Annotated in this window: 27 protein-coding genes and 1 other annotated feature; of the genes, 4 read left to right on the top strand and 23 right to left on the bottom strand. The window is 44.6% G+C overall.

Annotated features, from left to right (window positions below):
• Window positions 1–55 precede the first annotated feature (55 nt).
• The 10 genes from DXD06_RS04510 to DXD06_RS04465 form a co-directional block, all read right to left on the bottom strand.
• Window positions 56–409: a DUF2500 domain-containing protein gene (locus DXD06_RS04510; RefSeq protein ID WP_117830816.1), complete on the bottom strand. Its 354-nt coding sequence runs from the start codon at window positions 407–409 to the stop codon at window positions 56–58.
• Between the two features lie 155 nt (window positions 410–564).
• Window positions 565–1,386, bottom strand: a complete 822-nt coding sequence (locus tag DXD06_RS04505; protein WP_117830815.1) for an ECF transporter S component — start codon at window positions 1,384–1,386, stop codon at window positions 565–567.
• Between the two features lie 125 nt (window positions 1,387–1,511).
• On the bottom strand, window positions 1,512–2,018 hold the full coding sequence (locus DXD06_RS04500; protein WP_117830814.1) for a hypothetical protein: 507 nt from the start codon (window positions 2,016–2,018) through the stop codon (window positions 1,512–1,514).
• A gap of 12 nt (window positions 2,019–2,030) precedes the next feature.
• Window positions 2,031–2,702, bottom strand: a complete 672-nt coding sequence (locus tag DXD06_RS04495; RefSeq protein ID WP_117830813.1) for a DUF4367 domain-containing protein — start codon at window positions 2,700–2,702, stop codon at window positions 2,031–2,033.
• On the bottom strand, window positions 2,699–3,154 hold the full coding sequence (locus tag DXD06_RS04490) for an RNA polymerase sigma factor (RefSeq protein WP_158569483.1): 456 nt from the start codon (window positions 3,152–3,154) through the stop codon (window positions 2,699–2,701). Before DXD06_RS04490 ends, DXD06_RS04495 begins: the two co-directional genes overlap by 4 nt.
• A 257-nt stretch (window positions 3,155–3,411) precedes the next feature.
• Window positions 3,412–4,461, bottom strand: a complete 1,050-nt coding sequence (locus DXD06_RS04485) for an electron transfer flavoprotein subunit alpha/FixB family protein (RefSeq protein ID WP_055067055.1) — start codon at window positions 4,459–4,461, stop codon at window positions 3,412–3,414.
• Window positions 4,462–4,487: 26 nt separating this feature from the next.
• Window positions 4,488–5,270, bottom strand: coding sequence for an electron transfer flavoprotein subunit beta/FixA family protein (locus tag DXD06_RS04480; RefSeq protein WP_117830811.1), 783 nt, complete (start codon window positions 5,268–5,270; stop codon window positions 4,488–4,490).
• Window positions 5,271–5,319: 49 nt separating this feature from the next.
• Window positions 5,320–6,474 (bottom strand): acyl-CoA dehydrogenase, encoded by a 1,155-nt coding sequence (locus DXD06_RS04475; protein WP_117830810.1) that lies wholly within the window; start codon window positions 6,472–6,474, stop codon window positions 5,320–5,322.
• Window positions 6,475–6,519: 45 nt separating this feature from the next.
• Window positions 6,520–7,392: a 3-hydroxyacyl-CoA dehydrogenase family protein gene (locus DXD06_RS04470; RefSeq protein WP_022045362.1), complete on the bottom strand. Its 873-nt coding sequence runs from the start codon at window positions 7,390–7,392 to the stop codon at window positions 6,520–6,522.
• An 84-nt stretch (window positions 7,393–7,476) separates the two neighbouring features.
• Window positions 7,477–8,661, bottom strand: coding sequence for an acetyl-CoA C-acetyltransferase (locus DXD06_RS04465; RefSeq protein WP_117830809.1), 1,185 nt, complete (start codon window positions 8,659–8,661; stop codon window positions 7,477–7,479).
• 210 nt (window positions 8,662–8,871) lie between these two features.
• Between DXD06_RS04465 and DXD06_RS04460 the strand changes: the two genes are divergently transcribed.
• The 4 genes from DXD06_RS04460 (at window position 8,872) to DXD06_RS04445 (ending at window position 12,390) form a co-directional block, all read left to right on the top strand.
• Complete coding sequence (locus DXD06_RS04460) at window positions 8,872–10,038, top strand: HD-GYP domain-containing protein (protein WP_117830808.1); 1,167 nt, start codon at window positions 8,872–8,874, stop codon at window positions 10,036–10,038.
• 160 nt (window positions 10,039–10,198) lie between these two features.
• Window positions 10,199–10,552, top strand: a complete 354-nt coding sequence (locus DXD06_RS04455) for a PadR family transcriptional regulator (protein ID WP_055067057.1) — start codon at window positions 10,199–10,201, stop codon at window positions 10,550–10,552.
• Window positions 10,539–11,546, top strand: a complete 1,008-nt coding sequence (locus DXD06_RS04450; protein WP_117830807.1) for a permease prefix domain 1-containing protein — start codon at window positions 10,539–10,541, stop codon at window positions 11,544–11,546. Before DXD06_RS04455 ends, DXD06_RS04450 begins: the two co-directional genes overlap by 14 nt.
• A 16-nt stretch (window positions 11,547–11,562) precedes the next feature.
• On the top strand, window positions 11,563–12,390 hold the full coding sequence (locus tag DXD06_RS04445) for a DUF4097 family beta strand repeat-containing protein (RefSeq protein ID WP_117830806.1): 828 nt from the start codon (window positions 11,563–11,565) through the stop codon (window positions 12,388–12,390).
• Window positions 12,391–12,445: 55 nt separating this feature from the next.
• On the opposite strand, the gene DXD06_RS04440 is transcribed toward DXD06_RS04445, so the two are convergent.
• From DXD06_RS04440 to DXD06_RS04380, 13 genes are all read right to left on the bottom strand, one after another.
• Window positions 12,446–13,027, bottom strand: a complete 582-nt coding sequence (locus DXD06_RS04440; protein WP_117830805.1) for an ECF transporter S component — start codon at window positions 13,025–13,027, stop codon at window positions 12,446–12,448.
• 111 nt (window positions 13,028–13,138) lie between these two features.
• Window positions 13,139–13,912 (bottom strand): ABC transporter ATP-binding protein, encoded by a 774-nt coding sequence (locus tag DXD06_RS04435; protein ID WP_117830804.1) that lies wholly within the window; start codon window positions 13,910–13,912, stop codon window positions 13,139–13,141.
• On the bottom strand, window positions 13,913–14,794 hold the full coding sequence (locus tag DXD06_RS04430; protein ID WP_055067062.1) for an ABC transporter permease: 882 nt from the start codon (window positions 14,792–14,794) through the stop codon (window positions 13,913–13,915).
• 34 nt (window positions 14,795–14,828) lie between these two features.
• Window positions 14,829–15,860, bottom strand: a complete 1,032-nt coding sequence (locus tag DXD06_RS04425) for an ABC transporter substrate-binding protein (RefSeq protein ID WP_117830803.1) — start codon at window positions 15,858–15,860, stop codon at window positions 14,829–14,831.
• Between the two features lie 101 nt (window positions 15,861–15,961).
• Window positions 15,962–16,277 (bottom strand) — a binding site (T-box leader).
• 45 nt (window positions 16,278–16,322) lie between these two features.
• A complete protein-coding gene (locus DXD06_RS04420) occupies window positions 16,323–18,767 on the bottom strand; it encodes a methyl-accepting chemotaxis protein (protein WP_117830802.1) in 2,445 nt (814 codons plus the stop codon).
• A gap of 212 nt (window positions 18,768–18,979) precedes the next feature.
• Window positions 18,980–20,383 (bottom strand): APC family permease, encoded by a 1,404-nt coding sequence (locus tag DXD06_RS04415; protein ID WP_117830801.1) that lies wholly within the window; start codon window positions 20,381–20,383, stop codon window positions 18,980–18,982.
• 17 nt (window positions 20,384–20,400) lie between these two features.
• On the bottom strand, window positions 20,401–20,745 hold the full coding sequence (locus DXD06_RS04410) for a P-II family nitrogen regulator (RefSeq protein WP_022045373.1): 345 nt from the start codon (window positions 20,743–20,745) through the stop codon (window positions 20,401–20,403).
• 27 nt (window positions 20,746–20,772) lie between these two features.
• The gene (locus DXD06_RS04405) at window positions 20,773–21,585 is read right to left on the bottom strand and encodes a helix-turn-helix domain-containing protein (protein WP_117830800.1); all 813 of its coding nucleotides are present in this window, start codon (window positions 21,583–21,585) and stop codon (window positions 20,773–20,775) included.
• Between the two features lie 71 nt (window positions 21,586–21,656).
• Complete coding sequence (locus DXD06_RS04400; RefSeq protein ID WP_117830799.1) at window positions 21,657–22,787, bottom strand: tyramine oxidase subunit B; 1,131 nt, start codon at window positions 22,785–22,787, stop codon at window positions 21,657–21,659.
• Window positions 22,788–22,961: 174 nt separating this feature from the next.
• Window positions 22,962–24,089 carry an NAD(P)/FAD-dependent oxidoreductase gene (locus tag DXD06_RS04395; protein ID WP_117830798.1) on the bottom strand — a complete coding sequence of 376 codons (1,128 nt, stop codon included), beginning with the start codon at window positions 24,087–24,089 and terminating at the stop codon, window positions 22,962–22,964.
• Window positions 24,079–24,420 (bottom strand): (2Fe-2S)-binding protein, encoded by a 342-nt coding sequence (locus DXD06_RS04390; RefSeq protein ID WP_022045377.1) that lies wholly within the window; start codon window positions 24,418–24,420, stop codon window positions 24,079–24,081. The genes DXD06_RS04395 and DXD06_RS04390 overlap by 11 nt, the downstream gene beginning before the upstream one ends.
• A 21-nt stretch (window positions 24,421–24,441) precedes the next feature.
• Window positions 24,442–26,025 carry an FAD-dependent oxidoreductase gene (locus DXD06_RS04385; RefSeq protein ID WP_117830797.1) on the bottom strand — a complete coding sequence of 528 codons (1,584 nt, stop codon included), beginning with the start codon at window positions 26,023–26,025 and terminating at the stop codon, window positions 24,442–24,444.
• Between the two features lie 15 nt (window positions 26,026–26,040).
• The gene (locus DXD06_RS04380; RefSeq protein WP_022045379.1) at window positions 26,041–26,367 is read right to left on the bottom strand and encodes a (2Fe-2S)-binding protein; all 327 of its coding nucleotides are present in this window, start codon (window positions 26,365–26,367) and stop codon (window positions 26,041–26,043) included.
• Window positions 26,368–26,411 lie beyond the last annotated feature (44 nt).

The following is a 26,411-nucleotide window of genomic DNA, read 5'->3' as shown; positions in this document are numbered from 1 at the left end:
TCTTCTGCTATTTTATCACACTTGCGGCAGAATCGTAAAGAAACTGTCTTCAAAGTTAACAACGTTCAAAATTCAGATATCGGGTTCCCTGAAATGTCAGTTTTCCAACATCCCCTTCTGCAAGCATTCCATATTCAGATCCGCGCACATTCATTTCCATGCGATCTCCACTCTCCACCTCAAACGTAACATAATAAGTTGTGTTTGTATGTACCATAGTTGTATCTGTCCCATCATTGAAATGTGTTATATTCGTCCGTTTGGCTACAACCTTTGCCTCTACTGTCAGTCTCGGTGCATGATTATTGTCATTCCATTGTGAAATTCCCTTTATGATTGTAACCACAATAAAACCTGCTACAACAATAAACATAATCGGAAAAATTACATCCATCACATTAAAAAACATACTTTTCCCATCCTTTAATAAACTCATACCTTTTTTATTTTAGCATACCCCTGTTGAATGCACTATTGCTTTTTCCAAAGAATACAACAAAAAAGGCAGCCCTCAGATGAATATCACGAAATTGATATTCGTCTTCCCGCTGCCTTTCAAAATCATTATTTCCGGATCGGTTTTAATTTATTTAGTACCATGCCAAGTGCTGCTACAATGATTGCAGCCACAATCGCTTCAATGACTCCGTTAAAACTGATGACACCACCGATGATTCCAAGCACGGCTCCTGCATCGACACTCAGGGCTTTTGCATATGCATCTTTGTATAACACAAAAATTCCGCCCATAACCAGTATCGTATTGACCATTGCGCCTGTTACACCCGCGTAGACAAATGCACAGACTGCGCCGGATTTCAATACCGTATACACTTCCAGTGCTATAAAAACAAACCATCCAACCAGTGCACTTACTGCATACAATGCAATATCTGACAATGGCTTCTTGTCAAACACATGAAGCAGAAACGCACGCGCACCAAGAAACAGGAACACACCGATCAGAATATTAAACACACTTGCCCAGAGAATTTTGTGCCGGGAAGAAAGCGCTTTCTTTACTCCGATATATACAAAATATGGCAGAATTCCTACAAGAATACGCGGTACAAAACAGATAAACGCACTCTTTACGATTCCGCTGGTGCCTACCATGCTGGCCGCCAGCACCGGGGAAAATACAAATGCCGAAAGGGAGGTCGGCATAACCGTATTCTTGATAAAGCTGGTCAGACCAAAGATAAATCCCAAAAATCCGCCCTTCTTCGGTCCACAGAATAACGATCCTAAAATAACAGGGATGTGGATGATGGTCGCATTGATCACCACAAGCGGGATGTAGCCCAGCGGTGTAAACGCCATAATGATAATGATTGCTGCAAACAGAGCGGTCAGTACCAGCTCCGCGGTCTTATTGTTTCGCATTGGTTCCTCCTGTTCCAGATGAAAGCGGATGTTATGTTTTCCGTCTCTCTCTTTTTTTCTTTTGCGAATAAAGTAAACATTAACTTTATCAGTTTACACCCTGCTTCTCTTATGGTCAAGTCACATCACGCCATCGGTTTTTCCAAAATTTGAATCACCGTATTTCCTTTCATTTTCAGGAAAAACGGCATTCCCGGTTTTGCATCCGTATAAGTTTCCATATATTTTTCAAAAATCATTTTATCTTTTGTTACTACACGAATATCGGCATCTGTTCCCCCAAATTCTCTTGTCCAATCCAAAAAGGAGTACTCCGTCTGATCTGTCAATGTTACATCCTCTGTTTTTTCATCCTTATTGTATATATAATATCCGTCAGGCATATCGTCATCCGTGTGTTTGTAACTTGCCAGTCGATCACTGTCCCCGGAACTGATATACTCCACGGGATCGATGACCAGTGTATTTCCATTGATTTCCTTTATATAAGCGCAGAGTTCTGTTGTATCCTCCTTCATACTGTCTGCAGTTTCTGTCTCCTCAGCTTTTTCTGTAACTGTCTGTTTTCCACATCCTCCAAGTCCTGAAATGCACGCACACATCATAAGTAAAATCCATCTCTTTTTCATCATTTTCTCTCTCCTTTACCAGATCCAGTGTTTATATATTTTTTCAATTTCTTCTTTTTGGATTGTATCTCCAGCCAGCACATATACGCTGTTTCCATATTCCCCATATGCCCAAAATGTCTCATCCGTATACCGATATAGAAAAACAGTCATTCCGTTTATTCTGATTTGTTCCACAGAATTATAATTTGTGTCAAAAATCATTTTCTCATTTGTCACAATTGTTTGCTGGAAAATCAAATGCTTTTTGTCATTTCCATATTCCAAAACGGATGTGGTATCCGTAATTTTTTCTTCGTTCAGCCGATAGTTGTCTGGAATATACTGCGGTTTTAAAATAGTATCGGAAATCTTCTCTTCGTCCGATTCATAAGAGTAAATACTGATGTTACCATCCAGCACCATTTTTATCGTATGAAAAAACCGTACCCGGTAAGCCTCCACACTCATCGTGACGGTGAGTGCTCCCACAAGCATCACAACCGCTGCTGCCGCAATTTTCTGTGTGATTTTCTTCAACTGTTTTTCGGCATACATATACTTTTCTTTCTGTATCAGCCGCTTCATACGCTTTCTGAATTTATCTGAAAAAACGTAATCTTTTTGCGTGCACACTTCCAGTTGCCGTACCATTGCTGCATCAACGATCGGCATTTTTTCATAAAGCCATTCGTCCGTTACTTTCATTCGGTATCTCCCTTCTTGATTTTTTCCAGTTCTTTTTCAATTAGCCGTTTTCCTCTGGCAATCCGCTGCCGGATCGTCCCCTCCCGAAGTCCGCATATTCTGGCAATCTCCCGGTTTTCCAGATGTGCGGAATATTTTAACAGAAATATATCTCTGTATTTTGGTGGAAGATTTTTTAAAATATCTAACACTCCATGTTCTTCCTCCGGTGCCATATAAGTAAGCTGCCCGGTTTCTTCCGGAAGTTCATCCATATAGATTTCCCTGCTTTGTAACCGGTTTCTTCTGCGGTAAAGATCAATCGCTGCATGTTTTGTAATCGTAATCAGATAACGTTTCGTGGCAGTCTCCTCCGGCTGTCCGACGTTTTCCATATGTTTTGCCACCCGTACAAATGCTTCCTGCACGGCATCTTCTGCCAACTGGTAATCATGCAGAATATCCACCGCCACTTTCAAACATCAGATAACGATAGTTTTCGTACAGGATCACAAATTTTCGTTTTTCTTCGGGTGTGTCCACCATCATCAGTAAAATCACGCGCGTTCCTCACTTTTGTTTTGTCTCTGCTAACTATAACGAACCTGTCGCTTCCATTGTTACATATTTTCAGACAAAAATAAAAGACATCCGATTTCCGCATGTCTGAAAAAAAAACCGCCGCGGAAATCCGCGGCGGTTTCTTTTCACATCTTTATGTAAGATGAAATTATTTATTCTTCATTTCAGCCTTTAAAGCCTCTGTCAGAGCTGGAACGATCTTGTTCAGATCTCCAACGATACCGTAATCAGCTACGGAGAAGATTGGAGCATCCTCATCCTTGTTGATTGCGATGATCAGGTCAGACTCTTCCATACCAGCTACGTGCTGGATTGCTCCGGAAATACCGATTGCAAAGTAGATCTGTGGACGAACGGTCTTACCGGTCTGTCCTACCTGATAATCCTGTGCTAACCAGCCGTTTTCTACAGCGGCACGGGAACAGCTTACCATTCCACCGAATACATCGGCAAGATCCTGCAGCATCTTGAAGTTCTCTTTGCTTCCAACTCCACGGCCACCAGATACAAGAACCTTTGCATCCATGATGTTCTCTACGTTTCCAACTGCCTTAACAACGTTAAGGATGTCAACGTAACGGTTGTTCTTCTCAAGTGTTGGATTAAACTCGATCACTTCTGCCTTGCGTCCAGCCTCTTTTGGAAGCTTCTGCATAACACCAGGACGAACGGTAGCCATCTGAGGACGGTTGTCCGGGCAGGCGATGGTTGCGATTGTGTTTCCACCGAATGCAGGACGGGTCATCAGTAACTGGTTGTGCTTCTGCTCGTCTTCCTTACCAGGAACTGCGTTGATTGGGAAATCACCGATCTCAAGCTTTGTACAGTCAGCAGTAAGTCCAGTTGCAACTCTTGCAGATACGGTAGGACCAAGGTCACGACCGATTGCTGTTGCACCAACTAACATAATCTCTGGCTTGTACTCATTGATGACTGCTGCAAGAGCCTGTGCATATGGCTCTGTACGGTATGTCTCAAGTTCAGGGTTGTCCACTACGATAACCTTGTCTGCGCCATACTCGCCTAACTCATCTGTTAAGCCCTTTACGTTTGATCCAAGAAGGACTGCTGTTACGTCTGTTCCTAAATCTTTTGCAAGCTCCTTTGCCTTTCCGATTAACTCAAAAGCGATAGAGCTAAGTTCATTGTCTACCTGCTGTGCGTAGATAAATACGCCCTTATATTCTTCTAAACCCATGTTATTCACCACTTTTCTCTATAATCTTAGATAATATGTTTCTCTTTGAATTTTCCGATTAAGTATGCAACGGACTCTGCAGGATCCAGATTTACTTTCTCTCCTGCACCCTTCGGTACCTTATCAGATGCCTTAGCGATCTTTGTTGGAGATCCTTTCAGACCAAGGTTAGAATCATCTACATCCTTTAAGTCTTTTCTTCCCCATACGGTAACTTCTTTGTCACATGCATCGAAAATTCCACCCGGAGTCATATATCTTGGCTCGTTTAACTCAGAAAGAGCAGTGATCAGGCAAGGCATTTTAGCCTTAACTTCATGATATCTGTCCTCATACTGACGCTTAACGATTACGGAATCTCCCTCAACCTTGATATCCTCAGCATAAGAGATTACCGGAAGTCCAAGATGCTCAGCGATCTGTGGTCCTACCTGTGCGGTATCACCATCGATAGCCTGACGTCCTGTAATAATGAGATCATAATCTAAGTTACGAAGTGCACCTGCGATGGTTGTGGAAGTAGCCCATGTATCAGCTCCACCTAATACTCTGTCGGTAACAAGAATAGCATCGTCAGCTCCCATAGCCATAGCCTCACGAAGAACAGCATCTGCCTTTGGAAGTCCCATGGTAAGAACAGTAACCTTTGCACCGTTCTGATCCTTAATTCTAAGTGCTGCCTCAAGACCAGCTTTGTCATCTGGGTTCATGATAGCAAGCATTGCAGCTCTATCGAGTGTTCCGTCTGCGTTGAACTTTACGCCGCCCTTTGTATCCGGAACCTGTTTAATACATACTACGATATTCATGTATTATTTATCTCCTTTTCTTCAATCTTGTTGTGACGCAACTGTACGATTATCTTAATAATGATCCAGAAATAACCATACGCTGAACTTCGGAAGTTCCTTCGTAGATCTCTGTGATCTTGGCATCGCGCATCATACGCTCTACGTCGTACTCACGGATATATCCGTATCCACCGAATAACTGGACAACTTCTGTTGTAACAGCCATAGCGGTCTCTGCTGCGAATAATTTAGCCTTGGCAGCTTCTACAGAATAAACCTTCTGTGTAGCCTTAGCCATGGCAGCCTTGTAAACAAGAAGCTGAGCAGCTTCGATTCTTGCAGCCATATCAGCAAGCTTGAACTGTGTATTCTGCTGCTGTGCGATAGAACGACCGAACTGCTTTCTCTCTTTTGTATATGCGATACAACGATCCAAAGCACCTTCTGCAATACCAAGTGCCTGGGCAGCGATACCAATACGTCCACCATCGAGTGTGTGCATTGCGATTGGGAAACCTCTTCCTTCCTGACCGAGTAATGCATCCTTTGGAATTCTGCAATCCTCGAAGATCAGCTCGTATGTAGAAGATCCACGGATACCCATCTTCTTTTCCTTTGTACCGAAGGAGAATCCAGGAGCACCCTTCTCTACGATAAATGCGGAGAAGTTTTTCTTCTTTCTTCCTCTCTTGTCCTCGGTAATGCTTGTGATTGCGATTACGATGTAAACATCTGCAACCTTACCGTTTGTGATGAAACACTTAGATCCGTTTAAAACCCACTCATCACCATCTAATACAGCCTTTGTCTGGCAGCCCTGTGCGTCTGTACCAGCGCCTGGCTCAGTAAGACCAAAAGCACCGAGCTTCTCGCCCTTTGCAAGCGGTACTACATATTTCTTCTTCTGCTCTTCGGTACCGAATGTCATGATTGGGTCGATACAAAGAGAAGTATGTGCAGATACGATAACACCGGTAGTTGCACAAACTTTGGATAACTCCTCAACACATGTAACGTATGTCAGAGGATCACATCCCTGTCCGCCGTACTCCTTTGGAACCGGAATTCCCATGAATCCGTATTTTGCCATCTTTGCAACAGTCTCAGCCGGGAACTGTTCTGTCTCATCTGTCTCCTGTGCAAGAGGTTTTACTTCTGTCTCAGCGAAATCTCTGAAAAGACCGCGAGCCATCTCATGTTTCTTGTCTAAAGTAAAATCCATGATTTTAACACTCCTTAATTATGATTTATTTTTATTTATACTTTTCTACTGTGCGTCTACAGGTGTCTTTGTGCGGTCTGCATTGTAGATGTAGAATCCCTTACCAGACTTAGCACCAAGGTTACCACCACGAACCATCTTACGGATGAGTGGGCATGCACGGTACTTGCTGTCACCTGTCTCATTGTAAAGTACATCCATGATTGCAAGGCAGATATCAAGACCAATGAAATCACCTAACTCTAAAGGTCCCATTGGATGGTTAGCGCCAAGCTTCATAGCTGCGTCGATACCAGCGATATCGGAAACACCTTCCATCTTGATGAAAGCAGCTTCGTTGATCATTGGGATTAAGATACGGTTTACTACGAAACCAGCAGCCTCATTTACCTGTACCGGAGTCTTTCCGATCTCTACAGCGATCTTCTTGATTGCTTCAACAGTCTCAGCAGGAGTATTTACACCAGCGATAACTTCTACTAACTTCATACGGTCAGCAGGATTGAAGAAATGCATACCGATCATTGGACGGGTAAGTCCGTTTCCGATCTCTGTGATAGAAAGGGAAGAAGTATTGGAAGCGAAGATACACTCTGGCTTAGCAATCTTGTCTAACTCAGCAAATGTAGTCTTCTTTACATTCATATCCTCGAAAGCAGCCTCAACGATCAGGTCGCAGTCTTTGCAAAGGTCTTCTTTTAAGCCTGGAGTGATCTTGGCAAGAATGCCATCAACCTTCTCCTGTGTCATTTTCTCTTTTGCAACAAGTCTTGCATATCCTTTTGCAATCTTGTCTTTTCCACCTTCAGCCCACTCCTGCTTGATATCGCAGAGTGCTACTTCATATCCGTCAACCTGTGCGAATGCCTTAGCGATTCCCTGGCCCATTGTACCAGCACCGATAACTCCAACCTTCATTTTAGTTCCTCCTAAATAATAAATATATTCACATTTCAAGGGGATGCAGCGCACCCCCTCTATGTATCTTATCTGGCAAAAAAATTAGTATTTCTCAACGATTGTAGAACATCCCATTCCACCACCGATGCAAAGTGTAGCAAGACCTCTGTTAGATCCACGCTTCTGCATCTCATGAAGCAGTGTAACAAGGATACGGCATCCGGAAGCTCCTACCGGATGTCCAAGTGCGATTGCGCCACCGTTTACGTTTACCTTGCTCATATCGAACTTTAAGTCTCTTGCAACTGCGATAGACTGAGCAGCGAATGCCTCGTTAGCCTCGATCAGATCGAAATCATCGATAGAAAGACCGGTCTTTGCAAGAACTTTCTTTGTAGAAGCAACAGGACCAACACCCATGATCTCCGGCTCAACTCCGCCAAGAGCTCCAGCTACCCATGTAGCCATTGGTGTAACACCAAGCTCCTTAGCCTTCTCTTCGCTCATAACAACGATTGCTGCAGCACCATCGTTGATTCCGGAAGCGTTACCAGCTGTAACCAGTCCGCCTTCCTTACCAGAGCAGCAACGTAACTTGGAAAGAGACTCAGCAGTTGTTCCTGCACGAGGTCCTTCGTCTTTCTTGAAGTCAACCATTTCCTTCTTAACCTTTACAGGTACCGGAACGATCTCGTCATCAAACTTGCCGGCTGCGATAGCTGCCTCGCACTTCTGCTGGCTGTTTGCAGAGAACTCATCAAGTTCTTCTCTTGTAATACCATACTTGTCACATACGTTCTCAGCAGTGATCATCATGTGGTAGTGGTTGAATGCATCTGTTAATGCATCGTTAACCATTGTATCGATAATTGTTGCATTGTTCATTCTGTATCCGAAACGAGCCTTTGTCATAGCGTAAGGAGCCATAGACATGTTCTCCATACCACCGGCTACAACGATATCAGCCTCACCAGCCATGATCATTGTTGCAGCATCGTTTACACATTTAAGACCGGATCCACAAACAACGTTGATTGTGATTGCCGGAACTTCAATCGGTAAACCAGCCTTGATGGAAGCCTGACGAGCTACGTTCTGTCCCTGAGCTGCCTGGATTACACAACCCATCTTAACTTCGTCAACCATCTCCGGCTTAACACCTGCTCTGTTTAAAGCTTCTTTAATTACAATTGCACCTAAATCTGCTGCTGGAGTATTGCTTAATGCTCCACCCATCTTGCCGATTGCTGTACGGCAAGCACCTGCTAATACAACTTTCTTTGCCATTCTTCGTTCTCCTTTAAATCAAACTCGCACCCAATGATGCTGTTAATTTTTTAACAATGTCTATAATACCACATTTTCCGCACAAAATCAATGAAAACCTACGTTGTTCATAAAAAATTCTTCATTTATTGCAACCGGCTCTGTTTCATGGTATATTTATGGTATATTTCAAGCAATACTGAGGGGAATCCAAACGGGGGATCATGTGATATGAAATTTGTAAGAACAGAAGACTTAAAGGCAGGCATGCGTCTTGCCAAACCAATTTACAATAAAAAAGGTGTGCTGCTTTATGAGCGCAATTCCGCACTCACCGCGCCGGGAATTGCCAGTGCAAAAAATTTCGGCCTGATCGGTGTCTACATTCTCGAGCCGGCCGAACCGCTTCCTCCGCTTTCCCGTGAAGATCTGGAGTTTGAGCAGTTACAGACGGTATACATTTTCCGTCTCCGGGAAGTGTTAAACTGCATTACCGAGCGCAGAAAACTCGAAAAATACCCGGTATTTCTGGAAGATATTCTTTCCCACTACGGGTCTTTAAAACACCGTGTGAATTTTAACCAGAATCTGCGCAGCAGTGATGATTTCATGTACAAGCATGCGATCAGCACCGCAATACTTGTAACCATGATGGGCGCCCATCTGAGACTACCGAAGGAAAAACTCCGTATACTGACCACGGCTGCCCTTCTTTATGACAATGGATACCGGAATGTTCCGCGGAATATTCTGGAAAAAGGAATGAACGAGCTGTCCTCATCCGATCAGGATGTCATCCAGCTTTCTCTGGAAAAAGGACTTATCCCGCTTTCCATGTACCGGAATGATTTTGACTTTTTTCCACGCGCACTGGCTCTGATGCAGACCTATGTATATGAAGGTCATCCGGAAAAACTCGCAACCGCTCCGGATCAGGAATTACAGGAAATGGCATCCATACTGCGCATTGCCGACTGGTTTGACCAGATGACTGCGATGAACAGCGGCCATGAACCGATGTCAGAAATTGCCGCCATGCAGTATTTCAAAAAATACCCAAAGAAGTTTCTTCCGGTGCTTGTCACAGCACTTGCAGAGTGTATTCATATTGTTCCAAAGGCCGCCAGTGTTGATCTTTCCACAGGTGATAAAGGCATTGTTCTTATAGAAAACACCCGTGATTTTATGCGTCCGGTTGTCCTGCGCCTTTCTGACAATCAGATCTACGACCTGAGCGACAAAAACGTTTATCAGGAAATGCAGGTGACCGACATCATGAAAACCATGGATAACCGTGTTGCCATGGATGAAGAAACCCTAAAGCAATTTGTACCGGATGAAAAACTCCGACAATTAACGCAGGAATTCCGCAGAAAACTTGCTGCCGGGAAAAAATAGCATAACCGTAATCACCTTCCCCATGATTTATTCATGGGGTTTTTTTTATTTTTCACTTGACGCGTTTCCTCTATTCTGTTATATTTACTTCATCAGGCGTAGTACATCTATCGTAGCAACGACAGACGAAATACGACAGATAAAGTAAGGAGGAATGCATATGGCAATCAGCAGTGATGTTATCCGTGGTTACAATGACACCATGATTCTTTATCTTCTGCTGGATCAGCCATCCTATGGTTATGAAATCTCCAGACAGATCAAAACGCTCTCCCATGAAAAATATATTATCAAGGAGACCACGCTCTATTCTGCGTTTACACGTATGGAGAAAAATGGCTATATCACATCTTTTCAGGATCAGAACACTGCAACCGGCAAACGCCGTACCTACTACCAGATCACTGGCAAAGGGCGTGCTTACTATCAGGAAAAATGTGAGGAATGGCTGCTTACGCAGGAAGTTGTAGAACAGTTTATCAGGAAAGGGGAAACGGAAAATGGAAGCTATTAGAAATTATCTGGAAACTATGTTTTTAAATCTTCCAAACACGCCAGAAGTATACAAAGCCAAAAACGAGCTCTGGCAGATGATGGAAGACAAATACACCGAGTTAAAAAATGAGGGAAAATCGGAAAATGAAGCGGTTGGCACCGTCATCGCGGAATTTGGAAATCTCGACGAACTTGCAGAAGATCTTGGGATCAAACAGTTTGTTCACCAGCCGCGACAGGAGCAGACTCCCAATGCTGTATCGCTCTCTATGGAAGATGTCAGACAGTTTCTGCGGGAACATTCCCGTCATTCCTACTTTGTGGCACTAAGCGTATTTTTGTTTATCCTTTCCGCCTGCTGCCCGATCTTTTTCGGGGCTGCTGCAGATACTTCGCTGCGCAGCAGTGATGTACTTGATGCATCCGGTGTTATTCTGATGTTTGTTTTCATAGCCATCGGTGTGGGCATGCTTGTCTATTCGAATGTATGCATGGGGCACTGGAAACACTTAGAGGAAGGAAATTTTGTTACTGATTTTGCCACCACAGACTACATCCATCATGAAATGGAACATTATAAAAGCACACATGCGCTCCTGCTGACCATAGGTATCATGCTGTGCATCTTAAGTGTTGTCCCACCGATCTTTTTAGATGCGGCATCCAGTTTTGCTGCAGATACACTTGAGGACTGTTCCGCCGGGTTTGTATTAATCTTTGTTGCCATCGGCGTTTTCCTGATTGTAATCAGTTCCATGCGCATGGGTGGATATCGCACTCTGCTGCATCTGAACAACCAGAACACCATTGGCGGAAACTACGTTCCGGAGCAGCAGGACCGCCAGCAGTACCATAATTCCACACTGGCTGCAATCATGTCCGTCTACTGGCCAACCATCACCTGCCTTTACCTGATCTGGAGTTTTCTTTCGTTCGACTGGTGGATTACCTGGATTGTCTGGCCGATTGCTGCGATTGTAGAATCCCTGATCAAAAACATCAGTAAAAACTAATGGGAGGAGAACTGTCATGAAACGAAATGTTTATTTAATCCTTATTACCGTCATTACGATTCTCTGTATCATTGCAGGAACCGGCTACCATCTGGTGCGTTTTGGTCTCTCCGTGGCAGAAGGACTGCCGTCCTTCAGCGAATTTATAGAGGCCATCTCTGACTGGGATGATGATGGTGACGATAGTGATGACAATGATGATAGCGATAATGGTATATCTACATCTGTAGATGCCAGCCAAAAAAATCTGGATGCCTTCTCATCCATCAATGCCGACTTAAATGTTGTCGATTTAACCATCCAGCGGGGGAACACTTTTTCCATCACCTGCAAAGCCAGCAAAAAGCTTACCCCGGAATATAAAGTAGAAAACAACTGCCTGACAATCACACAGTATGCCAAAGCCCACAACGCTCTCGGCAGAAACAAAAAATGCTCCGTAACCATCACGGTCGCCGATACTTTAACCGATTTAAAACTCCATACAAACGTGGGCGATGTTGACCTGTCCGGTCTGAACGTTCTGGCACTTGACCTGCGTGCCGATGTCGGAGATATTGATCTGGAGAACTGCACTCTGGAGACTTCCACACTGGATGCAAATGTGGGCGATATTGATCTGGAAGATTGTACCTTTACTTCCATGGAAATTACCAGTAATGTGGGAGATGTCGATCTCGATTGCAAGGAAGACCTGTCCAGTTACCATATAGAATTAGGAACCGGTGTCGGAGATGTAAATGTTAATGATACCTACTGTCACCGCAGTTACTCCAACCAAGGCGATTCCTCACACTCGCTGACCATTTCCAACGATACCGGGGATATCAGCTTAACCTACTGATTCCAAAAAAGAGCGGAACACCTGACGGTGCCCGCTCTTTCTTTTTCATTATCTTTTATTTTAATGTAAGAAACAGATTTGCTTTCTTGAGTGCCGGACGGAGTGCCATGTAGATAATTACTGCAACAACGGCAGAAATGATGGCATTGACAGAAGTCGTTGTGATATTCCATACCAGTGCCACTTCTGCAGCCGGTTTTCCCATCAGCACACGTTTGTAAAAATATCCGAACAGTGGATCAAATACCACATTAAATCCAAGTCCGCAGACCGTGGCAATAATTGTCCACTTTAATACATGCTTGTTGTCATTTGATGTAGAGATATGACCAATCTTGTGTGCAATCAGTCCTGTGATCAGACCGATACAAAATTTCAAAATAAATGTCTTTGGCGCATACACAACATAAACCGGGTCCAACAGATCACCGATCGTCATACCAATGGCTCCGCCGATTCCACCATATACACCACCAAGAAGCAGTGCAGCCAGTACACAAACAGCATTGCCAAGATGGAAGGAAGTGGCATCTCCACCCGGAAGTGTTACCTTAATCTGCAAAAATGTAAATACGACATAAGATAATGCTGCCATAAGCGCAGTCAATGTCAATTTGTAAATGTTTTCATGTTTCATAACGCATTCCTCTTTTCTGTAAAATCTAACGCTATTTTACAGCAGAATGGTCATATGTAAATATCCAGTTTTGTATATTTTTATAGGGTCAGACAATATCTGACCCTATTTTTAATTTCCGCACTCTATTGAAATTTCATTAAAGGTTCCTAGAATATCATCGACCTGCATCGCCTTCTTTTCGGCTCCCGCCTTGTCAATGATCGCATGTCCCTGATGCATCATCAGAAGACGGTCCCCGTATTCCACGGCATAACGAAGGTTATGAGTGACCATAATCGTCGTGACCTTTTTCTCTTTTACAATTTTTCCGGTGAGCTGCATCACAATCTCGGCGGTCTTTGGATCGAGTGCTGCGGTATGTTCGTCAAGAATGAGAAATTCAATCGGTTTCATCGTTGCCATAAGAAGTGCCAGCGTCTGTCTCTGTCCTCCGGAGAGTGCCCCGACCTTCGTATGCATTTTATCTTCCAGTCCCAGACCAACACTTGCAAGAAGCTCACGGTACGCATCGATTCTTGCATGATTCGTTCCTCGTCCCAAACCATACGTTTTTCCTTTATTGTCTGCTATAGCCAGATTCTCCAGAATCGTCATGGACGGGCAGGTGCCCTTCGATGGGTCCTGAAATACCCGTCCAATACTCTGGTGGCGGATAAAATCTTTTTTCTTTGTAATATCCACGCCGTTTACCATAATCTTACCACCGTCCACCGGAATACTTCCACAGATGATATTAAGCATGGAAGTCTTTCCGGAACCGTTACTTCCGACAACAGAAACAAACTGTCCGTCCTCGATGGTCAGGTTAAAATCATCAAACAGGCAGATCTCATTGATCGTGCCGGGATTATACATTTTGTGAATGTGCTGTAATTCCAGCATTTACGCCACCTTCTTTCTCTTTTTGCGATCCATGCCAAGTACAAGGATCACAAGGAATAACACTGCCGTAATCAGTTTCAAATCAGAGGACGGCATACCAAGCCGGATGGCAATTGCCACACAGGCTTTGTACACAATCGAGCCGATCACGACGCTCGTCGTCACACGGATAAATGTCACCTTTTTTAACAGACTGATACCGATGATAACGCTCGCAAGACCGATCACCATCGTTCCGGTTCCCATCGAAATATCAAAATACCGCTGCTGCTGTGCAAAAATACATCCGCTTAATGTCACCAGACCGTTTGCAATCGCAAGGCCAATGATTTTAATTACACCTTTGTCCACGCCCATAGATGTCACGATCGTTTCGTTATCACCAACCGCACGAAGCAGATAACCGGACTTGGTATTCATATACCAGTCCAGTAAAAATTTCATGATCAGTGTAATAATCAGGATAATAATGGTATTGGCAAATGGTGCCAGCGCACCGGAAAATACCTTCTTTACCAATGCATTGTCAAACAACGTTGTCATATTATAAATCGGAAGATTTGCGCGTCCTGCAATCCGAAGATTTACCGTATAAAGAGCTGTCATCATAATAATACCGGACAGCAGATCCCGGACTTTTAATTTTACATGAATCAGTCCGGTTAAAGTACCTGCCACAGCACCTGCCGCAAATGCGATCACCAGTGTCAGAACCGGATTCATCCCTTTGGAGATCAGCACCGCAGAAAGTGCCGCCCCAAGAGGGAAACTCCCATCTACCGTCAGATCCGGAAAATCCAGAATCGTGTACGTGATATAAATGCCGAGGGCCATAATCGCATAGATCATACCCTGCTCCAAAACGCTTAATACTAATGTCATGTCATACCCCTTTATAACTTTATAACTTTATAACTTACTCTACTGTAATCTCATCAAATGTCTGTGCAGCATCTTTGATGTAGGATTCGTCCAGCTTCATGCCAATTTTATCAGCGGCTGCTGTATTGACGTACAGCTCTGCTTTTGATGCTGTAATGTATGGAGTGTCAGAAGCCTTTGCTTCTCCCTTTAAGATCTTTGCTGCCATCTTTCCGGTTTCAATTCCAAGCTGATAATAATCAATTCCCATGGATGCAACACATCCGGATTTTACCTGCTCGATCTCGCTTCCAAATACCGGGATCTTTGCACTGTTTGCCTTATCAAGAACCGTCTGTAACGCATTTACTACCGTATTATCGGTCAGGTTACACAGACAATCTACCTTGCCAACCAGATCCGTTGCTGCAATCTCAATATCTGCGGAGGTATTGATACCCGTGTCAACAATCTCAAAGTTATAATTGCCTGCCAGCTTTTTGTATTCTTCGATGGTGCTGCAGGAATTTGCCTCACTTGTGGTATAAAGAATGCCGATCTTCTTTGCATCCGGAAGCATCGCACGGATCATTTTAAGCTGTTCCTCCACCGGAAGGATATCAGAAGATCCTGTGATATTTCCAATGCTGGAACCATCTTCGTTTGCCAGGCCGGCAGAAACCGGATCAGACACTGCAGTATAAACAACCGGAATGTCCGTATTCATGGTAGAGTTGTATGCGCTGGCTGCACAAGGTGTTGCAATTGCACAGATCAGATCATCCTTTGCAGATACAAAGCTGTCAGCAATCGTGCTTGCCGTACCGGTATCGGCCTGTGCATTCTGATAATCCACCGTCAGGTTTTTGCCTTCCTCAATGCCTTCTTCTTTTAATCCTTCCAGAAATCCTTCGCGGCAGTTATCCAAAGATCCATGCTCCGCAAACTGGGAAATTCCCACTTTATAACCACTCTCTGTCGCTGCATTCTGTGTTCCTGTAGCTGCATTTCCACTGTTTCCGCATCCTGCCATAAGTCCCATTGCACATACGGCTGTCAAAACCATTGCTAATACTTTCTTTTTCATAATCTTTTCCTCGCTTTCTTTTTCTGACTAACTAACTTCAGAAACAAACCTTTCCCGGCTTTTCTGACTCTGAAAATCAAAAAACCGTCTCAGGAAATAAATCCTGAGACGGTAATAAAGCCTTTGCTTTTTTATCGCGGTACCACTCAAATTGACAGTCATCTGTCCGCTCTGTCACATACCTTCATATGCGCCGAATTGGTAACGGGTTCGGTTCCCGGCGACACCTACTCAATAAACCATATCAAAAATATGTTTCCTGCATTAATCGCCTCCGCATAACGGAATCCATGCGATCTGCTCCTTTTCAGGTCGCCCTCAAAAGTCCATTCAACAAATCCTTCCATACTGCATCGCACCACCTGCAGCTCTCTGGGATATCCAGATAAGTCTACTCCTCTTTCTCATCGGTTTGTTCTCTTATTGCTATACTTTAATCCTTTTATCTGTATTTGTCAACCGCTAAATCTGGAAGAATTTCAGATCTCCCGCCAGACTGTCTGCCATCTCATTTAACTCTTTTGCTTTTTCAACCAGCTGCTCAATCGTCTGATTCAGTTCCGTCATGGAAGCGGTTGTTTCCTCTGTAGATGCCGCATTTTCCTCGGAAATGGAAGACAGACTGACAATTACTTCTTCTACCTTATTGCGGGCATCATCGCAGATACCTGTGCTGGACTTGATATGCGCAGTCTCTTCACTGGACTTTTGGATTCCATCTCCGAGTGTACGGAAATGTTCCTGTGTACTTGCAAGTTTTTCCTGCTGGTTCTGCATGATCTCCGTCACTTCGTCTACAATGCTGACGGTCTGTTCTGCTTCATTTGCCAGTTCTTCAATAATTCCGTTGATAATATCTGCCGAAGAACTTGACTGCTCTGCAAGCTTCTGAATCTCACTTGCAACTACCGCAAATCCCTTTCCTGCCTCTCCGGCTCTTGCTGCCTCAATGCTTGCATTCAGGGAAAGCAGGTTGGTCTGGCTTGCAATGGAAGTAATCAGTTCCGTCGCTTCACGGATCTTCTGCACCGATTCATTTGTGGTATGTGTCTGCTGTGCCACCTGCGCAAAAGCTTCCGTTGTACGACTGTTGGCACTTCCGAGTTCCTCCATAAACTGTGTGGATTCCACACTTACCTGCTGCATCTGCTCAGCCATCTCTCCAAGCTGGTCTACATCTGCTACGATCTCCGCAAAAACATCTCCCATTTTTGAAATCTGTGTCGATGCTACATCTACCTCACTGGCCTGATTGGTCGCTCCCTTTGAAATTTCCTCTACCGCGCTTCCGATTTCTCCGGATGTCATATTACTGTTCTTTGCCATTACATCCAGTTCGTTTCCGGATTTCTTTACGTGCTTGGAAATTTTCTGTGCGGATTTGATCACCTCAGAAAGTCTTTCCAGGAACTGATTGACATACGCACCAAACGCTGAGAACTCATCCTTGCCGTTTGCTGCGGCACGAACGGTCAGGTTTCCTTCTGTCATCTGCTGCAATGTATTTTTAAAGTTTTTGATACTCTCATTCATGGTTCGGCTGATCAGCAGTGTCAGCATAATCAGAATACCTGCACTTAAAAACAGCACAAAAATCATAATTGCTGTCAGTCTCGTTCTGGATGCACTGGTATCTTTTTCCACTTCTTTCTGTACTGTGGCTGTTGTCTTTGTCAAATTATCTGCCAGCGTAATATTTTCTTTTTTCAGCTTCAGAACCTGCTCGTCCACCTTGTTCATTGCTTCAAACTGAGACTGCTTGTCTGCCAGCTTGCTGCTCACATCACTCTGCTGTCCCTTATCAAAAATATACAGTGGAATATTATCTGTCATCTCTTTGAACTGGGCTTCCAGTGCTTTGGCTTCATCCGCCACATCATTTCCTTCCATAACATGTTTGCTGTATGTCGCAAAATTATCGTTGATGGAAGCAAATGTTCCGCTGAAATCATATTTGTCCGAAAACGCTGCAGCAAGAGACAATTCCGCATAGTTTCCCTTTTCGAGATAAGCTTCAAACGTAACGGTACTGTAATCCTGCATCGCGTAGGAAGTAATCGGAAGCTTAATCGATACTTCTTCCCACTTTGCATTGGATGCCGTAAACTTACTGTTGAAATAAATTGCTTTTCCTTTATTAAAATCAGTGATTTTCTGATCTTTTAATGCATCACCGTAAGAACCGGAAATATCCTCATCCGTTACTTTGGAAAGATCTATTTTTTCTTTTTTACTGCCTTTTTGAAAACTGATGTTACTAAAATATACTTTTCCCGCATATCCTGCACCGTTACCACCGATTCTGGCAACGAGATAATCTCTCTTTCCGCCTTCCGGAATTTTTCCCTTATAAACAAACTTTGTATATGTTTTTCCGTCAATTTTGATTGTCTGTCCACCGCCGCTGATGGATGACCAGCTGCCATCCAGCCAGGACTGATCATCTTTGACAGCAGCAAATGTACTTGCAAGATCCTCATCATTGGCAATGAATTTCTGATATTCTCCCACATCCGAAGTGTAACCTCTCTGTGATGCCAGTTCACGGATCTGTGAATAATTATCCTTGCACTCTCCGATGGTTTCTGCCACCGTATCCAGTTTCTTCTTCTCCAGAATGGAGGCAGATTTTTTGGCCGCCTTGCTGTCATTTTCCATATCGGATAAATTCTTTACAATTTTTTCGAGGTAGGAATCATCCAGAAAGTAAAGATAAGAAGTTTCCAGACTCTGATTCTCACTCTGTGCCACATTAATGGCATTAATTTCTTTTAATACCTCATTGTTCCGGCTGTTCTTATTTAACGCGGTAATTCCGCCACTTCCCAAAATCACAGATGCTGCAATTGCAACTCCGCCCATTAAAAGGATTTTTCCTTTAATGCTCTGTACGAGTCTCATCTTCATATTCTGTACTCCTCCTTCATTCTTCTCTGGTACTTTCCATTTATTTTCTAATAAATTTTATCATTAAAAATACTTAATTTCAATATTTTATCAGCTTAAATTTAGCTAATGTTTCGCATTGTTTTTTGGTGATTTTTTCTTTTATTACTTTATATCCATACAAAAAAGACGTCTTTTGCAGACAAAGCCCACAAAAAACGTCTTTTTCCTTTTTATCGCCAGATTCCCCGGCGTCTGCGAATCGTATCATACATATCGTGTTCCATTGCCATAACTTTTTCCACCGGAACACTTTTAAAAACCGGCATCTTCATTTTAAACCGAATCCAGAAGAAGGAATATACACCCAGTGCAAAAAATACTGCAGCAGATAAAAATAGAATCGCATTGCGTTCCACCGGGTCTGTTGAAATGTTACAAATCATAAAAATAGTACCCGCAATTCCGATAAGCGGAAGCACCGGTCCAAACGGAACCTTAAAACTTCTCGGAGCTTTCGGAAGACGGTGCCGCAGCACCAGCACATCAATATGTGCAAAAATATAGGACACCATCCAGAAAACCGATCCAACCAGAATAAAAAAGGAAATTGCATCTGAGGAATCACTGCTGATAAATGCAAATACAAGAATCAGAATACTGATGAACCACACACCGACAAACGGCACATTGTTTTTGTTCAGTTTTTTAAAGCAGCGCGGCATCATATTCATTTTTGCCATTCCCTGACAGATACTTGCCAGCCCGTTGATCGCAGAGTTCTGGGAACTGATCAGTGCCAGCGCCGCCACAAAAGCCATCCATATTTTTCCGACATTTCCCAGAAGATTTTCCCCGTACAGCAGATGCGGGGCTGCAGAATCTGCCAGCTTGTCCCATGGGGTATAATTGTGAAATCCGAACACCAGAATCGACTGCACAACACAGATCAGTCCCAGCCCAAGAAACATACCAAGCGGTACATTCCGCTTGGCATTTTTGACATCCTTCGAAATCGGAATCACATATTCTGCACCGATAAACAGCCAGAATGCAACTGCGGTCATGGAAACAATCGTTTTCCAGTCTGCGGAAAGAACCATCGGCTGGCTTATCTTTTTCCCAGTACCAAGCCCCAGCATACCGATGACACCCATAATCACCATTGATCCGACCATCAGATATGCCACTGCATCCTGAATCTTTGCAAACATATCCACACCCTTTAAATTGGCAATCAGAAGAATGACTGTCACCAGAACGGTATAGGAAAAGTTTGGAATCGGCAGATGAAAAATTTCTCCCATGGCATATGCAAAAATTGAGGCTTCCACACCGGAAGACAATACATTGCAGAACAGGTAACCTCCCACCATGGAAATCATCGTTGGAAACGGTCCCAGGCAGGCAAGCGTATACTGTGCCAGTCCCCCGGTCGTATTCGGCATCAGGGCATTGAGTTCCGACAGGGATGCAATGGTTGTCATGTTAAACAGACAGGCAATTACCATGGCAAAAATAAAGGTCACGCCTATCGTCCCTGCGCCCTGTCCGAGTGAAACCAGACAACTCGTTGCAATGACAAGTCCTACAGAAACAGAAATAACACTTTTGAGTCCTAACTTCTTTTCTTCCATAAACAGACCCCCATCCCCTACAACGCTTTTTCGCCCTCATCACCGGTGCGGACGCGGATGACATTATCCAGTTTATAGATAAAGATCTTTCCATCTCCGATGTGACCGGTATACAGCTGTTCCTTGATGATCTCTACGATGGAATTCACACGCTCCGTTTCCACAACAATATTGATCTGCTGTTTTGGAAGCAGTTCCATCTCTTCAAGCTCATCCACTTCATACTCTCTGGTTCCTTTTTCCACACCGCATCCAAGTACCTGCATCACGGTCATTCCCCGCACACCGGCTTTGCTGAGTGCTGCTTTTAAGCTGGAAAATTTTGACATGCCTGTAATTACTTCAATTCTTGACAAACTCATGGTCTTTCCTCCTTGGTATAATGCTCTTTACAATTCCAGTTCCGGAATCTTTGTTCCTGTAATGAGCCGCTCATAACCCTGTGGGGTAATCCCGGCATACTGTTTAAAATCTTTGATCATATGTGCTTCGTCATAATATCCGCACTGCTGCGCCAGTGCATCCAGCCGGATCCTCTCCGGCATTTTATTTATGACATGCAGCAGCTTCTGAAACCGGACAAACCGTTCAAAATTCTTTGGCGAAATTCCATGCACCTGCTGAAAAACACGCCGGATATAACATTCCGAATATCCGGTTTCCTCTGCCAGCTTCCGGATAGAAATGCATCCATCGGTATCATAAATTCTCTCCCTGAGATAATTTTCCAGCTTTTGTATGCCATCCGCCAGTTCTTTTCCCCGCAGTTTTACATATTCCGTGGTAAACACATTGACGCGCTCCGAAATATTTTTACTCCCGGCAAGTTTCTCGGTCAGGTGATCTCCAAACAGATTGCCATCTATCTCCAGGTCTTTATTGACCAGATCCCGGATGGAAAGTTCTTCCGGCAGAATACAGCTTCCCGGCTGAAAACGGACCCCAAAATATGAACGTCCGTCCTCAAACTCCCAGCCTTTTGCGGCAAGAACCGTTCCGCCAATATACGTCTTAACATCCTGCTCTCCGATTCCAAACAACAGGTCCACGCTGCCATCCGGCACCGCTTTCATCTCTTCCTTTAAACTCTTCTTTTTGGAAAATTCATAAAAGTGGGAGATTCCGGATTTCATTTCTTTTTTTACCTCATAATCATCTGTATCCAGCACCAGATACGGCTGCATTGGCATGACGTTTTTCATTTTCTTTCGCCCCTTGTACTTAAACCTCTGCCAGGACCGCCCGGCAAAAAGTACTTAAAAAGGCGTACCTTTTATGCCATATCCGGCTGATCCCATAAAGGCAGTTCCACGCCGATACCTTCTTTTAATGCATTGCGGTATACGGTACCGCCCCAGGCAATGTCCTCAACAGGCATACCGCCTACCGAGTATACAATGATCTCATCATCGCTTTCCCGTCCCGGATGCTTTTTATTAATGATATCGGCAATATCTACAATATCTTCCCGCTGAATCCGTCCTTCGTGCAGATAATCCGTAAACTTGGAACCTATGATCTGTACCATCTCATAACTCGGATACGGAAATTCCTCTGCCCAGGCTTCATACAGTTTATAGTTATCCACCACTTTCTTACAGCGGTTGATCAGAAAATCATCATCAAACCGTGCAGCCGATGGCAGACAGATGAGTGCACCTTTTTTGACCCAGTCTTCTGCGATATATGGGAAATCGATTTCTTTTACCGGTGCGGTGGAAGTAACACAGATGATGTCACTGTCTTTTACGGCCTCTTCCATCGAATCACATACGATGATCTGCTGAATCTGCGGACATTCCTTCTTTACGAACTCTTCAAATGCATGCAGGGAACGCAGTCCTCTTCCTTTCACTTTTACCGTAGTAATCTTCGGGCAGACGCTTAAAAAAGCCAGCAGACAGGTTCTTCCCATAACACCCGGTCCGATAATAGTAACCGTTTCGGAATCTTTTCCTGCCAGATATTTTGCCCCGACTCCTGGAATTGCTCCGGTACGGTAACAGCTGACAAGATTTGCAGACATCAGTGCCAGTGGCGCCCCGGTATCTTTATCGTTCAACATCATCATCAGAATGGAACGCGGCAGACCGGAAGCTTTATTCTCACAGTTACTTCCATACCACTTCATTCCGGCCATCTGGTATTTTCCTCCAAGATATGCCGGCATCGCCATAAACCGGCGGTCGTCTGCATTTTTCGGCATTCCCTCAAACTGCGGATCATCTGGAAAAATGACCTGTGCACCGTGGGAATTATGGTTGACTCCGGCCATCACATAATCGCCTTTGTTCAATGTAACCAGCAGATCTTCCATTGCCTCCACACACTGATCCATGTTCTTTACTCCGGCCTTGATCATATCCGGTTCACTCAAATATAAAAATTTAATCCTGGTATCCATATGCATTTCCTCCTTATGTTTTCAGAGGTATGGAATATCAAAGCAAATAAACAAAAAAGACGCCATAGTATCACCTACTATAGCGCCTTTGCTACTTATTCGTGCTTATAATATACCATACTATCTTTTTGATTGCTACTCTTGTATTCTTTTTTATACAACAATCCTGCTGTCTTAGATCACTGCCTGAAACCGGTCATACCGCAGTTCATGCAGATCCAGTGTGGTTTCTTTTCCCATGGCCAGTTCGGATAACAGTTTTCCGACAATCGGTGAAATTCCAAATCCGTGGCCGGTAAAAGCACAGGCTAACAGCAGTCCCGGCACTTCTTTAACCGGTCCGAGTACCGGTACTCCGTCCGCACACAGATCTTCATATCCAGCCCAGGTACGGACAATCTTTGCATCGGCAAGTTTTGGAATGTATTTCATAATTCCCCGGCAGATGCACGGAGCAGTGATACTTGAAGTAATCATATGTCCGTTGTCACGATTTTCTGCCTCAAATCCGGAAGCACCACCAAATACAAAAGATCCATGATTCGTCTGATGGCCGTAGAAATCCGCATCTGCGGTACCAAGCATCTGTGGAAACATCTTTGGCTCTGCCTCCGTAACCAGTGCCTCGATCAGCTCTTTGCGCATCGGGATGTCAATGCCGACACTCGCTGCAATCGGTCGGCTTTCGTATCCGGATGCCAGTACGATGGTTTCTCCTTCATACACATTTTTTTCTGTTACTACACGTCTGGCTTTTCCTTTGATCTTCTGGATCTCGAGCACATCCTCACCTGTGATAAACTCTGCGCCAAGCTCTCTGGCTCTCTTGTAAAAACCGAGGGTTGCAACGAGCGGATTGGCATGTCCGTCGGTCGGGCACCAGCTGGCAACCGTAATCTCATCGCTTAAGTATGGGTTGATCTCACGCACTTCTTTTCCATCGATCATCCGCACATCCAGTCCCAGTGCAACGGCACGGTCCGTCAGTCCCTGTAAGATTTCTTTGTGCTTTGCTGTCTTTCCGAGACGAAGGTTTCCTTCTTTATGGTATTCCACATCCACACCGAGTTCTTCGGACAGTGCCGGCCACATGTGTTCCACGGCATACATGGCAAGCGGAAGTTCTCTCGGATCACGTCCGGACTGTCTTACACCGCCTCCGTTTCTTGAGGAACCACCGTTTCCGATATGATCGCTTTTTTCGAGTACGATCACGGAAACCCCTTCTTTTGCCAGATAATAAGCTGTTGCGCATCCGATGATTCCACCACCGATAATTACTACTTCCGCATTATTCTTCATCTTCCTCGCCCTCCTTTGCCTCTGCCGCAAACACGCGCATCTCGATCGGACGCATCGGTGCCCGGGATGTTGCCGGTTCCAGTTCTGCCGGGGATACGTTCAGTTCTCTTGCCACGATTCCTTTGACCAGCTTTGCACAGGTCTGTCCCTGACAGAGTCCCATGCCGGTTCTTAAATACCGGCGGATCTCCGTAAGTGTAAACATTCCATCGTGCACCGCTTTGCGAATTTCCCCTTTGGTTACTTCCTCGCACCGGCAGATGATCATATCGTCATCCGGTCCCGGTACGAAAGGTCCGATATCTCTTGATCTATCATTAATCTCATGCATAATTTTTTCCTCCTCTGCGAATCAGGCTTCTGCCTTACGATAAAATCTGGCCTTCATTGCCATATCTGCCGGCACCTTAATCGTCAGCAGATTCGTGTGGTCAAATGCCTTCGATGTCCTGACGGATACCACTTCCGCCTCACAGATTTTTTCACCGCTCCGGCTCATTCCGTATCCCTTTTCTCCTTTTTCCGGAAGTGGAAGGAATTCATATGGAAGCGTCACGGTTGCAAATCCCGGCTCATACGTTTCATCGACTAAGAAGATTGCCTGTCCGGAGCAGGATGCCACGCACATACCGCATCCGATGCAATCCACATCCGGATCTACCACCGGAAGGGAGGTAATATTTTCTCCAATCCTGATGCAATGCTTCGGGCATGCATCCTGACATGGGTTACACGGAATATTCTGTGTACATTCCATCACCGGATGAACACCGACTTTGTGTGTCACGCCCGGGAAGCGTTCGATTTCATCATCTGCAACATATCCTTTTTTCAGAAGATTCATGGAAATATCGATTCCTTCTTCTGTCTTCTCGATAAGTTTTCCACGATTCTTTGGAGCAAACATGCCCTGGCGCAGTCCGTCAAGTGCATCCTCCTGTTCTTTTACCTTTGTCTTTAATTCTTCCTCATCCATATATCCCAGGTAATGGGCAGCTGCAATTCCTGCGATACGTCCCTCGATCATGGCAGAGCTGGCTTCCTCGATCCCTGATACATCGCCTGCTACGAAAATGCCCTTAATTGAGGTTTCGCCATATTCATCACAGATCGGAACCTGTCCGCCACGCTTTGGATTGTCTTCCATCTCGCAGCCCGCCATCTTCAACAGCTGCGACATAGGAGAAAGTCCGACTGCCAGGCAGATCGTATCCACATCGAAATGCTTTTCAGTTCCCGGAATGAACTGGAAGTGGTCATCCACTTCTGCAATCGTAACACCGGTCACATACTCCTCGCCCTCTGCTTTTACGATGGTATGGGAAAGATAAAACGGAACACCAGTTCGTGCAACCTTTGCTGCATGAACTCCGTACCCACCGACACGAGGTGCTGCATCAACCAGTGCAACCACATCACAGCCGCACTGCATCAGCTGGAAGGATACGACCAGACCGACATTTCCGGAACCAAGCATCAGAATTTTGTTTCCCGGTTTTACCCCGTGCAGATTCATCATCGTCTGTGCGGCTCCTGCGCCGATGACTCCCGGGAGATTCCAGCCCTCAAAGGTAACCATATTTTCTGCGGCTCCTGTAGCAATGATTATGGAATCTCCTTTGTAGTGATGAACCTCATCTTTGATCCTTACCACAATTTCTTTATCCAGATACATGCCGATAACGGTTGCATTCAGCACAACTTTCACACCGGCATTCGCTGCTTCCTGCAACAGCTGCTGCCCGATCACAAAACCTCTGACTTTTGCCTTATGTTCCTTTGATCCAAAGAATTTATGGATCTGCTTAAACAGCTGTCCACCCGGCTTTTCATTTTCATCAAATACTACAACTTTCAGTCCCCGCTTTGCTGCCTCAACTGCTGCAGACAATCCGGATGGACCGGCTCCTACGATAATCAGATCATAACGCTTCATATTACTCACTCCCCTCTACTGTTCTTCAAACGGTTTATCCGATACGCCGTACTGTGTCTGGACTTTCATGCCCTCTGCAAGCGGTGTCATGCAGGTGCGGACATTTGGTTTTCCATCCACGACCATCACGCAGTCGGTGCATCTTCCGATCGCACAGAAGATTCCTCTCGGTTTGTGTTCCTTTTTGGTATAACGGTGAACCATCACGCCTGCGGCTTTTAATGCTGCCGCGATCGGTTCTCCCTCGTATCCCTGTAATTCTTTACCGTCATAGGTGAATGTAACCAGTTTTCCTTTCTGCTGTTCTCCAAGGATTGGATGTTCTGAAATTCTGCTGCTCATATAACTCCTTCCTTTCTATGTGTAATCATGTATGGTTTCCGTGA

Origin of the sequence: Roseburia sp. TF10-5, assembly GCF_003462365.1 — a bacterium.
Lineage (GTDB): Bacteria > Bacillota > Clostridia > Lachnospirales > Lachnospiraceae > Roseburia > Roseburia faecis.
Note: the sequence above shows the minus strand (reverse complement) of the source record. Positions and strands in the feature narration are given on the sequence as shown.